The 13,781-nt window shown below is 53.3% G+C and carries 12 protein-coding genes; 5 read left to right on the top strand and 7 right to left on the bottom strand.

Annotated elements, in window-relative coordinates:
* Positions 1 to 99 precede the first annotated feature (99 nt).
* Both G7090_RS19020 and G7090_RS19015 read left to right on the top strand, forming a co-directional pair.
* Entirely contained in the window at positions 100 to 1,278 is a 1,179-nt protein-coding gene (locus G7090_RS19020) for an acetyl-CoA C-acetyltransferase (protein WP_166183858.1), read from the top strand.
* A gap of 328 nt (positions 1,279 to 1,606) precedes the next feature.
* Positions 1,607 to 2,290: an oligogalacturonate-specific porin KdgM family protein gene (locus tag G7090_RS19015; protein ID WP_106994400.1), complete on the top strand. Its 684-nt coding sequence runs from the start codon at positions 1,607 to 1,609 to the stop codon at positions 2,288 to 2,290.
* A gap of 143 nt (positions 2,291 to 2,433) precedes the next feature.
* Here the strand turns inward: G7090_RS19015 and G7090_RS19010 are convergent, their stop codons facing one another.
* The gene (locus G7090_RS19010; protein WP_106994401.1) at positions 2,434 to 3,609 is read right to left on the bottom strand and encodes an oligogalacturonate lyase family protein; all 1,176 of its coding nucleotides are present in this window, start codon (positions 3,607 to 3,609) and stop codon (positions 2,434 to 2,436) included.
* 454 nt (positions 3,610 to 4,063) lie between these two features.
* Here G7090_RS19010 and kduI point away from each other — a divergent pair, with 454 nt between their 5' ends.
* The 3 genes from kduI (at position 4,064) to G7090_RS18995 (ending at position 7,456) form a co-directional block, all read left to right on the top strand.
* Positions 4,064 to 4,900 (top strand): 5-dehydro-4-deoxy-D-glucuronate isomerase, encoded by an 837-nt coding sequence (gene kduI / locus G7090_RS19005; RefSeq protein WP_166183856.1) that lies wholly within the window; start codon positions 4,064 to 4,066, stop codon positions 4,898 to 4,900.
* Between the two features lie 63 nt (positions 4,901 to 4,963).
* On the top strand, positions 4,964 to 5,725 hold the full coding sequence (kduD, locus tag G7090_RS19000; protein WP_106994402.1) for a 2-dehydro-3-deoxy-D-gluconate 5-dehydrogenase KduD: 762 nt from the start codon (positions 4,964 to 4,966) through the stop codon (positions 5,723 to 5,725).
* A gap of 297 nt (positions 5,726 to 6,022) precedes the next feature.
* Positions 6,023 to 7,456, top strand: a complete 1,434-nt coding sequence (locus G7090_RS18995) for a sugar porter family MFS transporter (protein WP_256367599.1) — start codon at positions 6,023 to 6,025, stop codon at positions 7,454 to 7,456.
* Positions 7,457 to 7,536: 80 nt separating this feature from the next.
* On the opposite strand, the gene G7090_RS18990 is transcribed toward G7090_RS18995, so the two are convergent.
* From G7090_RS18990 to G7090_RS18965, 6 genes are all read right to left on the bottom strand, one after another.
* Positions 7,537 to 8,664 carry an oligogalacturonate lyase family protein gene (locus tag G7090_RS18990; RefSeq protein ID WP_166183853.1) on the bottom strand — a complete coding sequence of 376 codons (1,128 nt, stop codon included), beginning with the start codon at positions 8,662 to 8,664 and terminating at the stop codon, positions 7,537 to 7,539.
* A gap of 66 nt (positions 8,665 to 8,730) precedes the next feature.
* Positions 8,731 to 10,017, bottom strand: coding sequence for an ABC transporter substrate-binding protein (locus G7090_RS18985; RefSeq protein WP_106994405.1), 1,287 nt, complete (start codon positions 10,015 to 10,017; stop codon positions 8,731 to 8,733).
* Positions 10,018 to 10,031: 14 nt separating this feature from the next.
* Positions 10,032 to 11,159, bottom strand: a complete 1,128-nt coding sequence (locus tag G7090_RS18980) for an ABC transporter ATP-binding protein (protein ID WP_166183851.1) — start codon at positions 11,157 to 11,159, stop codon at positions 10,032 to 10,034.
* Between the two features lie 12 nt (positions 11,160 to 11,171).
* Positions 11,172 to 12,074 (bottom strand): carbohydrate ABC transporter permease, encoded by a 903-nt coding sequence (locus tag G7090_RS18975; protein WP_106994407.1) that lies wholly within the window; start codon positions 12,072 to 12,074, stop codon positions 11,172 to 11,174.
* Positions 12,067 to 12,957: a carbohydrate ABC transporter permease gene (locus G7090_RS18970; RefSeq protein WP_106994408.1), complete on the bottom strand. Its 891-nt coding sequence runs from the start codon at positions 12,955 to 12,957 to the stop codon at positions 12,067 to 12,069. The genes G7090_RS18975 and G7090_RS18970 overlap by 8 nt, the downstream gene beginning before the upstream one ends.
* 418 nt (positions 12,958 to 13,375) lie before the next feature.
* A complete protein-coding gene (locus G7090_RS18965) occupies positions 13,376 to 13,699 on the bottom strand; it encodes a cupin domain-containing protein (RefSeq protein WP_106994409.1) in 324 nt (107 codons plus the stop codon).
* Between the last annotated feature and the right edge of the window lie 82 nt (positions 13,700 to 13,781).

The following is a 13,781-nucleotide window of genomic DNA, read 5'->3' as shown; positions in this document are numbered from 1 at the left end:
CGTGACCTTTGTGATAAAACTCACTTTTTTTAAACAATTACATCATTAGTTGATAACAATCCTCTAGTATGAGCGGTGTCATTTTGCGCAGAGGTTGAGATGAAAGACGTCGTGATAGTGGGTGCGTTGCGCACAGCAATAGGCTGTTTCCAGGGAGCGCTCTCACGCCACTCGGCGGTAGATCTGGGCAGCGTGGTAGTCCGCGCGCTGGTGGAGCGCAGTGGCATTGAGGCCCACGAGGTTGACGAGGTGATCCTCGGCCAGGTGCTGACCGCTGGGGCCGGGCAAAACCCCGCCCGCCAGGCCGCGCTGAAGGGGGGATTACCCAACACCGTTTCGGCCATTACCATCAACGACGTCTGTGGCTCCGGCCTCAAGGCGCTGCACCTGGCGACCCAGGCGATCCAGTGCGGCGAAGCCGACGTGGTGATCGCCGGCGGCCAGGAGAACATGAGCCGCGCGCCGCACGTTCTTACCGACAGCCGTACCGGGGCCCAACTGGGCAACAGCCAGCTAATCGACAGCCTGGTGCATGACGGGCTGTGGGATGCCTTCAACGATTACCATATGGGCGTCACGGCGGAAAACCTGGCCCGGGAATATGGTATCACCCGTGAACGTCAGGACGCTTACGCTCTCAGCTCGCAGCACAAGGCCCGGGCCGCCATCGACGCAGGCCGCTTCCGGGATGAGATTGTCCCGGTCAGCGCCCGGATGCAGAACGGTGATCCTCTGCTGATAGATACCGATGAACAGCCGCGCACCGACGCCAGCGCCGAAGGGCTGGCGTTACTCAATCCTGCCTTTGAAATTACCGGTTCGGTCACCGCCGGGAATGCCTCCTCTATTAACGACGGCGCTGCCGCGGTGATGATGATGAGCGAGAGCAAAGCCGAAGCGCTGAATCTACCGGTGCTGGCACGCATCAAAGCCTTTGCCAGCGTCGGCGTGGATCCTGCTTTAATGGGGATCGCCCCGGTGCATGCCACGCGCCGCTGTCTGGAGCGGGCAGGGTGGCAGCTGGCGGATGTCGATCTGATCGAAGTCAACGAGGCATTTGCCGCCCAGGCCCTGTCGGTGGGCAAAATGCTGGAGTGGGATGAGCGCCGGGTCAATGTCAACGGCGGGGCGATTGCGCTGGGCCACCCCATTGGTGCCTCAGGGTGCCGTATTCTGGTCTCGCTGGTGCATGAGATGGTGAAACGCGATGCCCGTAAAGGGCTGGCCACGCTGTGCATCGGCGGCGGGCAGGGCGTGGCGTTAGCGATAGAACGATAACGCGCTTTGATAAATATCAATCTGAATAAGCCTCCCAACCCGGAGGCTTATTTGTTTGTGAGCTCCGTCATATTTTTACCCTTGTAAGTACATTCTCAAACTTCCTCGAAATATTTATCGCATTCCCTGAAGTGCTAATAACAATTTAGTGTGATCCCGATCCGTTAAATTCCCTTTAAAAACCCTCTTTTGTTGATATTGCTCACGGCTGGCTTTGCCAAAAAAAATGAAACAAATATTTACGATCATGATCACTAAAATTACGTATTTAAAAAAATAAAATGCAATTCCATAAAAACGAAACATCATTTTAAACGAGGGTTTTTTCATGTTTAAGAAATCTCTGGTCCTTGCTTCACTTATTGGCGCTTCTTTCGCAGCTCAGGCTGTCACTGTCGATCTGCGTCACGAATACATTGATACTGGTACCAACGCAGACCGCGTGGCAGTTTCACACCGTTTTGATAATGGCTTTGGTTTTTCTGTCGAAGCTAAATGGAAATCTGGCGGCGATAAAACTGACCAGCCGTTTTCCGATATGGTAGGTAATGGTCACGAAGACCAGATTAGCTGGCGCTGGAAAGCCAACGATAATATCTCCCTGACGCCAGGATTTACGGTCGAAAGTAAAGAAAGCAACACCATTTATAAGCCCTTCCTGCAAGCGCAATACAGCTTCGACAATGGCTTCTATATTTCCGGTCGTTACCGCTATGAGTACACCCGTTATCCTTCTACCCCGGACAGAGAAGATGATAAGGTTAACCGCGGTGATGCGTGGGTGGGTTGGGTAATGGGCGATTTCCGTACCGAGCTGAACTACGTTTATGCAAAAAGCTCCGAAGGCAATATTCGTAACAACAACAAAGATTACTCCCAGGAATATAACGTCAAGCTGGCGTACAAAATTGATAAAAACTGGTCCCCGTATGGCGAAGTGGGTAACGTTGGCGTGAAATCAACCGATGAACGTCAGACCCGTCTCCGTGTCGGCGTAGCATATTCCTTCTAATAACAAGCAGTACCTCCGGGATTAACCGGCTCGAAAGAGCCGGTTTTTTTATGCCTGCAATTTATGCCTGCACCAATATAGGGGAAAAAAAAGCCCTCCATAAAGAAGGGCAAGGCCAGTTACAGGAACACAGACACAAACATTTATTCACGCAATAATTCAGGTTGCTCAGGAAGCTTCGCAATATAGAGAGCAGGTTTGCCGTCTTTATCGGAACTAAACAGGACCGCTTTATCATCCGGGGTAAAGGATGGGTGTGGATGGGTCACCTGACGGCTGTTGGCCACGGTTGCCCAGGAGGTATCGTGACGCGCGATGCGGAAGTAAGCCTTTTTCGCCACGTCGAATGCATACAGATAAGGATCGTTATCGATGGTGTAACCGCTGGTGTCCTTCACATCAACCGGGGTACCGGAGCCATCACCTACGAGCAGGGTGCCATCAAAGTTACTCATCAGGTGCGAACAGGCCGGCATCTGCATCACTGCGCTGTTCTCGCCGGTATCCGGGTTGAAGCTGTACACGGTACGGCCTTGCTCACCTTTCAGGTAAGAGACATACACCAGCGCCGAGCCGTTCGGAACCCAGAACTCGTGGGTGCAGCTTTCACCTTCCGCGTGCTCTTTAACCTTACGCACGTTGCTGCCGTCTTCGTTAACCATCCACATGCGGGCATCCACCAGATCGTGTGGGCCTTCATGGCAGAACGCGACGGTATTGTCGTCAAACGGACGATAGATAGGGTGGCCGAGCCAGTTTTTCTCTTCGTGGATCACGCTGCTTTCGCCGGTCTGCAGATCAACGCGCAGCAGGCGGCAGTGCGGGCCTTTGTGGAAGAAGTCATGGAAGATTTGCCAGTCATTCAGCGGCGTCCAGTCGCTTTTCGCGATTTCGATGCCGACCAGTTTGGTGCAGTCGCTGTTCGCCACCCAGGTGCCGTAGCCGACCCAGTCATCGCTGACGCGATACACTTCGCGTTCATCAAGGGTCGTCAGATTGACTTCCCGCAGAGTGCGATCATTCTTAACGTAATAGAGCGATTTATCATCCGGTGACAGGAAACCACCAAAGGTATTGTCGCCCGCGCCTTCGGTTAACTGCACCGCTTCGGCCTTTTTCAGATCCAGCAGATAGTAGTTCCAGTGGCCATCGAATTCGCCGGCAAACAGCAGATGACTACCGTCGTTGAAAAAGCATTTTTGATAGAAGTAGTTACGATGACAGGTAACTTCAGGGGGGGTCAGGCGGGTGACTTCCACGCCTGTATCCGGATCGCGACTGACCTCATAGTTCAATTTGACCCGCATGCCTTTTGCCATGATGCACTCCTTGAATTCGACGGCAGGATTTCCCTGCGGTCCGCTCGGTAAAATATGAGTTTAAAAACTGAGTGTTAAAATATCAAAACATTGTTTCAGTGTGTGTGACTGGTGGCGCACTTCTGAAGGAAAAGCCCGCAAGATCATCATTCTCTTTACATCTGTTCAGATTTTTAGCATCCCGACATCAATTTTTTATTGTTTTATAACCTGTTGTTTAATTTGCAAATTAATCGGGGTGTTTTAAACAAACGTTTTAAGAAAGCGATGTCAACTCCCTGACAATCGTGATCGCAACTGCAATTTTGAGAATAACTTACAGAAAAAGTGAAACATCGTTTTAAATGTAATTGAAAACCCATTTCACAGCAGATAATATGTGCTCATCATGAAAACGGAACACCGTTTTGTTAATTATCCTGGCCTTCGGGGCCGATAAATTCTGGAGGTTAATGTGGAAGTCAGACAAAGCATCCACAGCGCGCATGCAAAAACGCTGGATACCCAGGGGCTGCGCGATGAGTTTTTAGTCGAGAAAGTGTTTGTCGCGGATGAGTACACCATGGTGTACAGCCACATTGACCGCATCATTGTTGGCGGCATCATGCCGGTGGCAAAAACGGTCTCCGTCGGTGGTGAAGTGGGCAAACAGCTCGGCGTCAGCTTCTTCCTTGAGCGTCGTGAGCTGGGCGTGATTAACATCGGCGGTCCGGGCACCATCACCGTTGACGGTCAGTGCTATGAGATCGGCCATCGCGATGCCCTGTACGTCGGAAAAGGCGCGCAGGAAGTGGTTTTTGCCAGCGTTGATAGCGGCAAACCAGCGAAGTTCTACTACAACTGCGCCCCGGCACACACCACGTATCCGACCAAAAAAGTGACCCCGCCGGAAGTCTCTCCGGTCACCCTGGGTGACAACCTCACCAGCAACCGCCGCACCATCAACAAATACTTCGTTCCTGATGTGCTGGAAACCTGCCAGCTCAGTATGGGTCTGACCGAGCTCGAGCCGGGCAACCTGTGGAACACCATGCCGTGCCATACCCATGAGCGCCGCATGGAAGTGTACTTCTACTTCAATATGGAAGAAGACGCCTGTGTATTCCACATGATGGGACAGCCGCAGGAGACGCGCCATATCGTGATGCATAACGAGCAGGCGGTGATCTCACCAAGCTGGTCTATTCACTCTGGCGTGGGTACGCGTGCCTATACCTTCATCTGGGGCATGGTTGGCGAAAACCAGGTCTTCGATGATATGGACCACGTTGCCGTTAAGGATCTGCGCTAGTCGCGGACAGTTAAGCACACACTTGCCTGTTCGTTCAGGCGCTGAAAGATTAAAGGAAAAAAAATGATTCTGGATGCATTTTCTCTGCAAGGTAAAGTTGCGGTCGTCACCGGTTGTGATACCGGTCTGGGCCAGGGTATGGCGGTGGGTCTGGCGGAAGCCGGCTGTGACATCGTGGGTATCAACATCGTTGAGCCGCAGGAGACCATCGAGCGCGTCACCGCGCTGGGCCGTCGTTTCCTGAGCCTGACCGCTGACCTGCGTAAAATCGATGCCATCCCTGAGCTGCTGGAGCGTGCGGTTGCTGAATTCGGTCATATCGACATTCTGGTCAACAACGCCGGTCTGATTCGTCGTGAAGATGCCATCAACTTCAGCGAGAAAGACTGGGACGACGTCATGAACCTGAACATCAAGAGCGTGTTCTTCATGGCTCAGGCTGCAGCGAAGCACTTTATCGCGCAGGGTAACGGCGGCAAAATCATTAACATCGCCTCCATGCTCTCCTACCAGGGCGGCATCCGTGTGCCTTCTTACACCGCTTCCAAAAGCGGCGTAATGGGCGTAACCCGTCTGATGGCGAACGAATGGGCGCAGCACAACATCAACGTGAACGCCATCGCACCGGGCTACATGGCCACCAACAACACTCAACAGCTGCGTGCTGATGAAGAGCGTAGCGCGGCGATCCTCGAGCGTATCCCGGCGGGTCGTTGGGGTCTGCCAAGCGATCTGATGGGGCCGGTGGTGTTCCTGGCGTCCAGCGCTTCTGACTACATCAACGGCTATACCGTAGCGGTTGACGGCGGCTGGCTGGCGCGTTAATTCTCGCCCCTGTTGAAAAGACCTCTGCTCACGGGCGGAGGTTTTTTTTGTCCTGAATTAACCATTGTCCATATCGATAAACGAGGAAAATCCATAGGCATTTTACCAAAATGACGCGTATCACATATTTAATCTCTATAAATCAGGTTATTAACAAAAAGTGGTGATTATTCATCCTTGTTTTAAATTGTAATGTCCATCACAGATCGCACCCTGCCAGCCAATAAATCCATATTTTCACGTTATACGACCTGACACTTTTTCAGGGTTTCTCGTAATTTCATTTAACGTCTTACGCTGTTCAGGCAGGAAAATATGACATCTATAAATGACTCAACCTTTATGCCCCGCGCGCTTCGCGATACCCGCAGGATGAACCTGTTTGTTTCTGTTTCCGCGGCGGTGGCCGGTTTACTGTTTGGGCTGGATATCGGCGTTATTGCCGGTGCGCTCCCCTTTATCACCGATCACTTTACGCTCAGTAATCGCCTGCAGGAGTGGGTGGTGAGCAGCATGATGCTGGGTGCCGCAGTAGGGGCCTTGTTCAACGGCTGGCTCTCATTCCGCCTGGGCCGAAAATATAGCCTGATGGTGGGTGCCATTCTGTTTGTGGCCGGCTCGCTGGGCTCCGCGTTTGCCACGGGCGTTGAAGCGTTACTGCTTTCACGCGTGCTGCTGGGGGTGGCGGTAGGGATTGCCTCCTACACCGCACCGCTCTATCTCTCGGAGATGGCGAGCGAAAACGTGCGCGGCAAAATGATCAGCATGTACCAGCTGATGGTGACGCTCGGGATCGTGCTGGCCTTTCTGTCTGATACCTATTTCAGCTACAGCGGCAACTGGCGCGCCATGCTGGGTGTTCTGGCGCTCCCGGCAGTATTGCTGATTGTGCTGGTGATCTTTTTGCCCAACAGTCCGCGCTGGCTGGCGCAAAAAGGGCGGCACGTCGAGGCGGAGGAAGTGCTGCGGATGCTGCGCGACACCTCTGAGAAAGCGCGGGAAGAGCTGAACGAGATCCGCGAAAGCCTCAAGCTGAAACAAGGTGGCTGGTCGCTGTTTAAAATTAACCGCAACGTTCGTCGCGCGGTATTTCTCGGCATGCTGTTGCAGGCGATGCAGCAGTTTACCGGCATGAATATCATCATGTATTACGCGCCGCGTATTTTCAAAATGGCCGGGTTCACCACGACCGAACAGCAGATGATCGCCACCCTGGTGGTGGGGCTGACCTTCATGTTCGCTACGTTTATTGCGGTGTTTACCGTCGATAAAGCGGGCCGTAAGCCGGCCCTCAAAATTGGTTTTAGTGTGATGGCGCTGGGGACGCTGATCCTCGGCTACTGCCTGATGCAGTTTGATAACGGTACCGCGTCCAGCAGCTTGTCCTGGCTCTCCGTGGGCATGACCATGATGTGCATCGCGGGTTACGCCATGAGCGCCGCGCCCGTGGTGTGGATCCTGTGCTCTGAAATTCAGCCGCTGAAATGCCGCGACTTCGGGATCACCTGTTCCACCACCACCAACTGGGTGTCGAACATGATCATTGGCGCCACCTTCCTGACCTTGCTGGACTCTATCGGCGCAGCGGGAACCTTCTGGCTCTATACGGTGCTGAACGTGGTGTTTATTGGTATCACCTTCTGGCTGATCCCCGAAACCAAAGGCGTCACCCTGGAGCACATCGAGCGCAAGCTGATGGCAGGGGAGAAGTTAAGAAACATCGGCGTGTGAGGTTAACGCCCGGCGGCGCTTCGCTAGCCGGGCCTACGGTTTTCTCCCTCTCCCTGTGGGAGAGGGTTGGGGTGAGGGCATCAGACCGCACACAAGTACAGCGCCGGCATCCCTTCTTCGTCCGAGGTATACAGCACCCACTTATTGTCCGGCGAAAACGACGGATGCGGGTGCGTCACCTGGCGGTCGCCATCCAGCACTTTCCAGCTGGTATTGTGCTGGCAGATGGCGGTTTGCGTGCCTTTTTCGATGTCGAACACCCAGATGAAGGGATCGTTAAGGCTGATATCCCCGGTATTGTGCGGCGAGCCGTCACCGACAATCAGCGAGCCGTGGTGGTTGCTCATCAGGTGGGAGCAGGGCGGGATCGCCATCAGCTGGCGGTTTTCCAGCGTCGTGGGATCGGCGCTGAACAGGTAGCGCTGTGGATCGTTCTCCTTATGCGCCACGTAATAGAGCGCCGAGCCGTCCGGCACCCAGAATTCGTGGGTAAAGCTCTCGCCCGCGTCATGCTGGCGCACCTTGCGCAGATTGCTGCCATCCGGGTTGATCAGCCACATGCGCGCATCGATCGCGTCGCGCGGGCCTTCGTGGCAAAACGCCACGGTGCTGTCGTCGAACGGCCGATAAATCGGGTGCCCGAGCCAGCGTTTTTCCTGCAAAATCACCTCACGTTCGCCGGTTTGCAGGTCGATGTTGATCAGACGGCATTCCGGATTGGTGAAGTAAAACGCGCGGAACTTGCTCCAGTCGGTGAGCGGCTGCCAGTCGCTTCTCTTAATTTCAATGCCCACCAGCTTCGTGCAGTCAGAGTTCGCCACCCAGGTGCCGTAGGCCACCCACTCATTATCGACCTCATACACCACGTACTCTTCCAGGCTGGTAAGATCCACCCGGCGCAGCTCGCGGCTATTTTTCACGTACCACAGGGACTGGTCGTCCGCGGAGAGGAAGCCGCCAAAGGTGTTGTCTCCGGCACCGTCGGTCAGCTGGGTCGCCTGTTGCTGCTCAATATCCAGCAGGTAGTAGTTCCAGTGGCCCTCAAAGGCGCCGCCAAAAATCAGCTTGCCGCCGTCACGGGTAAAACATTTCTGATAGAAGTAGTTACGGTGACAAATAATGTGCGGAGGGGTCATCCGTATCACCTCGTGGCCGGTCTGGCTGTCCTGGCGGGTACGGAAACGCAGAGGGATGATTTTTCCTTTCATGGTGTGTTCCTTCAGATAAAAAAATACCCCACCGCATAACGGTAGGGTATTGATAACCTAAGATAATCAGCGCATTGCGCGTTTCAGGATACGTTCAGCCTGACGCTGGAAGTCAGCGGCGGTCTCTTCCACGGTTTTCTGACCGTAGTCGATGTACTGCAGGGAGGTGCCGAACTGAGCCACGATCTGCGGATCGTCAAAGTATGGCGATACGGAGAGTTTCGCTGGCAGAGACTGCGCCAGACGCAGGCCAGACACTGCCGGATCGTCCTCTTTGATGGTGCCGTTTTCGGTCAGGTATTTCACCGCCACTTTGCTCAGCGGTACGCCACGTTCCAGACCCAGAGTCTCAACGCCTTCTTTGCTGTTCAGCAGGAAGTTAATGACTTTCGCTGCGGCTTCCGGGTTTTTGGTGGATTTACCGATAGAAAGCATCTGCGCTGGTTTAAAGAACAGACCGGCATCGGTGGCACCCGGCAGCATTGGATAGCTGCCCAGCGCCAGTTTCGCTGGTGGTTTCAGGTTGTCGGAGTATTTTTTGATGGTGGAGTTCCACATGTAGGTCCCGCCCCATTCACCCTCGATCCACGGCTTCATCTCGTACATGTTGCTCTTACCAAACGACGCATAGTACTTGGTGTCCGGCATCACGTGGCTGTCGATCAGACTTTTATAGGTCTGGAAGAACTCCACCCACTGCTCTTTGCTGTAGGCGAATTTCTTCGTCTTCTCGTCCACTGCCGGGATGTTGTACTTCTGGATCATGTAGGAGTTGAGCAGCGCCAGGGTATCCTGGTGCTCCAGCACTACCGGATAGTACTGTTTGCCCAGTTTGCTTTCGAAGGCTTTACCGGCTGCTTTCAGCTCATCCCAGGTTTTCGGGTATTCCACACCCGCTTTTTTCCAGGCTTCATCGTTGAAGTAGAAGACGCGCGCGGTCACGGAGATTGGGATCCCGTTCAGCTTGCCGTCCACGGTGGTGGACTGCAGCTCTTTCGGATCGAACTGGGAAAGATCGATCACATCCTTCATTTTGTTCAGGTCGTAGAAGCCGTCGCCGGTTTTCGAGAAGATCGGCAGCCAGTTCCAGTTGGTCTGCATGACGTCCGGCTCGGTACCGCCCGCAATCTGGGTGGTCAGACGGGATAAGTGACCATCCCAGCCGGTGTATTCCGCCTTCACGTTAATATCCGGATTCTGTTTGTGGAACTCTTCCAGCGCTTTGAGTGTGACCTGGTGACGGCCATTGCCGCCCCACCAGGACATACGTAAATCAACATCCTGCGCCATCGATGGCAAAGCAGTAAGGCCCAGAGTGGCGGAGATTGCTGCGCTTAAAAGCACTTTTTTCATTTTTATAACTCCAGTCAGAGAGAGATGTTCTGTTCAGTTTTCGCGTCAAAAATATGACACTTATTCATATCAAACTTAAAGTACACCTGACGGTGAAGGCCTTTGTTAATCATCGGCTTAGCTTCATCGGAAGGAATTCGGGCAGTCAGTTCATACTCGCCAACTTTCAGGTACACGAAGAATTCATGTCCCATATTTTCGGCGCGAACCATCTCGCCGCTGCAGCAGCCCTGGGCGAAAGGCTCATCGGAGATGGAGACAAAATCAGGGCGAATCCCGTAGAAAATGTCCTGATCGACGTAGCTGGCGACTTTCTCTTTCAGCTCCGGACTTAACGGCATGGTCTGGTTGCCGATGGTCAGAGAGAGCTGGCCATCCTGCTGCACCAGCTTGCTGGCGCGGATGTTCATCTCTGGCGAGCCGATAAAGCCGGCCACGAACATGTTTTTCGGTCTGTGGTACAGGTTGTCCGGGGTATCCACCTGCATGATGTGGCCGAGCTTCATCACGCAGATGCGGTCGCCCATGGTCATCGCTTCGGTCTGATCGTGCGTCACGTAGACGGTGGTCGCCGGTTTGCCGGAGGCCTTCAGCTGCTTGTGCAGGTCCGAGATACGGATACGCATCGAGGCACGCAGCTTGGCATCAAGGTTGGACAGCGGTTCGTCGAACAGGAACACGTCCGGCTTTTTCACAATCGCACGGCCTACGGCCACACGCTGGGCCTGACCACCGGAGAGCTGGCGCGGCAGGCGGTCCAGCAGCTCATCCAGCTCAAGGATTTTGGCCGCTTCGTTAACCTGGGCCTCAATTTGCGCTTTTGGCAGCTTGCTCAGCTTCAGGCCAAAGGCCAGGTTTTCACGCACGGTCATGTGCGGATAGAGCGCATAGTTCTGGAACACCATCGCAATCCCACGCTCTTTTGGCGCGAGGTTGTTGACGATTTTGTCCCCGATGCGCACTTCGCCGCCGCTGATGGTCTCCAGACCGGCCAGCATACGCAGGGTGGTGGACTTCGCGCAGCCGGAAGGGCCGACGATCACCATGAATTCACCTTCAGCGATTTTCAGGTCGATAGCATGTACCGCTTTGAAGCCGTTGGAGTAAACCTTTTCCAGTTTGTTGAAAATAACTTCAGCCATGATATTTCCCTCTTAACCTTTAATTCCGCTGCTGGTTACGCCCTGTACGAAGTAGCGCTGTGCCAGGAAGAAGACAATGATGGATGGCAGAATGGAGATGCTCGCCATTGCCAGAATTTCGTTCCACGGCGCACCTTCGGTGACGTCGATGGACATTTTCAGAGCCAGTGCAATCGGGTATTTATCCACGCTATAGACGTAAATCAGCGGCCCGATAAAGTCGTTCATTGACCACATGAACTGGAACAGCGCCACGGAGATGATGGCCGGTTTCAGGATTGGCACCACCACGTACCACAGCACCTGAATGGAGTTACAGCCGTCAATCTGCGCTGCTTCTTCCATGTCACGCGGTACGCCGCGCAGGAACTGGATCAGCATGAAGACGAAGAACCCCTGGGTGGCGAAGGCCAGCGGCAGGTACAGCGGCATATAGCTGTTCAGCATGCCCATTTCACGGAACATCAGGTACTGAGGGATCAGCAGCACGGTGCTTGGCAGCAACATGGTGGTGATCAGGGTTGCGAACCAGAACTTCTTCCACGGGATCTCGAAGCGGGCAAAACCGTACGCCACGATGGTGGAGGAGATAATGGTCAGGATCACTTTCGGGATCACATACTTGAAGGTGTTCAGCATGTAATGACCGAAGTTGTACTCGGTACCGGTTTTCCAGCCGTTGATAAACCCATCCCAGGTGGCGTGGGCTGGCCACAGGCTCAGGGTGGTGAAGATCTCGTGGTTCGGTTTGAACGACGCCGAGAACATCCACACCAGCGGATAGAGCATCAGCAGGCCAACAAACAACAGGATCACATAGCGAATACTGGCGCTAATCTTTTCACGACGCAGCGTCCGCGCCACTTCACGTTCTGCGAGGCTTCTCGCCGTGGAGAGTTGTTGAATATCAGCCATTTTTGCCTCCCTTATCGGCGGAGTAGAACACCCAGTATTTCGAAGACTTAAAGGCGATAGCGGCGAAGACAGCGACTACCAGGAACAGGACCCAGGCCAGTGCAGCGCCATAACCCATGTCAAAGTACTTGAATGCGGTGTCGTAGATGTACAGCGAGAACAGGTAGGTGGAGTAGGTTGGCCCACCGCCGGTAATGACATAGGGTCCGGTAAATTCCTGGAACGCCTGAGTGGTCTGCATGATGAAGTTGAAGAAGATCACCGGCGTAATCAGCGGCACGGTCACTTTCATGAACATCTGCCATTTGGACGCGCCGTCGATCATCGCCGCTTCATACTGCGACTGCGGAACGTTCTGCAGGGCGGCGAGGAAGATCACCATCGCCGAGCCGAACTGCCAGACGCGCAGCAGGGTCACGGACATCAGCGCCAGAGAGGGTTCGCCAAGCCAGTTCACTGCGTCAAAACCAAACACGCCAATGAAGCTGTTGAGCAGGCCATCAATCGCAAACAGGGCGCGCCACAGAACGGCAATGGCGACGGAGCTGCCGAGGATCGACGGAATATAGTAAGCGGTACGGAAGAAGCCGATGCCGCGCAGTTTAAAGTTCAGAACAAAGGCAATACCCAGCGCAAAGGCCAGCTTTAATGGGATGGTTAAAAAGACATAGGCAAAGGTCACGCCCATGGATTTCCAGAAGAGGCTATCTTCCGTAAGCATGTAGCGATAGTTTTCTATGCCGTTAAATACCGGCGGGCTCATCAAATCGTACTCAGTAAAACTGAGGAAGAAAGATGAAACAAAGGGGAAAGCGGTGAAGAGTATCAGCCCAATTATGTAGGGTGATATCCACGCCAGCCCCAGCATCTTGTTTTCATTCATACATACCTACCTGGTAATTAATGGTTTAAAACGGAATCTGTGCGGGGAGTCATTTTTAAAACATATGAACCGTTGTTTTCAAATTGTAAAACATCGTTTTAATTTATTTTATTGCGATTTAAACCCACGTCATTCGATAAATAGTGGAAATGTGATCGCGGTCGAAACAGCGTTTCAATAAGGTGAGATGGGTGGCATTTTTATCGACTTGCGCGGAAAGGCGATGAGAAAAAACCAGCTAAACAGAGGACTTTGCGCACATATTCTGGAAATTATCGCCGGCAGATACAAACTACTAATGTTTGTAGCCACGCGCGGCGTGGGAAATAAGATAGTGAGGATATAATTAACTTGTTGAATGATTACGGCGTGACAATCTGACGGGAAAAAGGCGATGCGGTGACATCGCCCTGTTTTGTTATTTCAGGAAGTCTTCACGAACCGGGGTAAAGGTATCCAGCAGGGTGCCTGGCTTCAGGCAAACGCAGCCGTGCATCACATGCGGCTCTTTATAAAGCGTGTCTCCGGCGGTAACGATATGCTTCTCTTCACCGATGGTGAATTCGAATTCGCCGGATAATACATAGGTCAGCTGCTCGTGCGGGTGGTTATGCATCGGGCCGACGGCGCCCTCTTCGAAATTCACTTCTACTGCCATCATTTTGCCGTCGTGCGCCAGAATGCGACGCGAAACGCCATTGCCCAGATCCTGCAGCGTGGTTTCTTTATGGAAAATAAACATGCTCATGTCCTGTTATATAGTGAAACGTTGTTTCATTTAATTTATCCCAGCCCGGGCTAAAAGGAAGCGTGGAACCAGAGAA

Source organism: Leclercia sp. 29361 (assembly GCF_011290365.1).
In the GTDB taxonomy this organism is placed as follows: Bacteria; Pseudomonadota; Gammaproteobacteria; order Enterobacterales; family Enterobacteriaceae; genus Enterobacter; species Enterobacter tamurae.
This window is presented reverse-complemented; position numbering and strand designations above follow the sequence as displayed.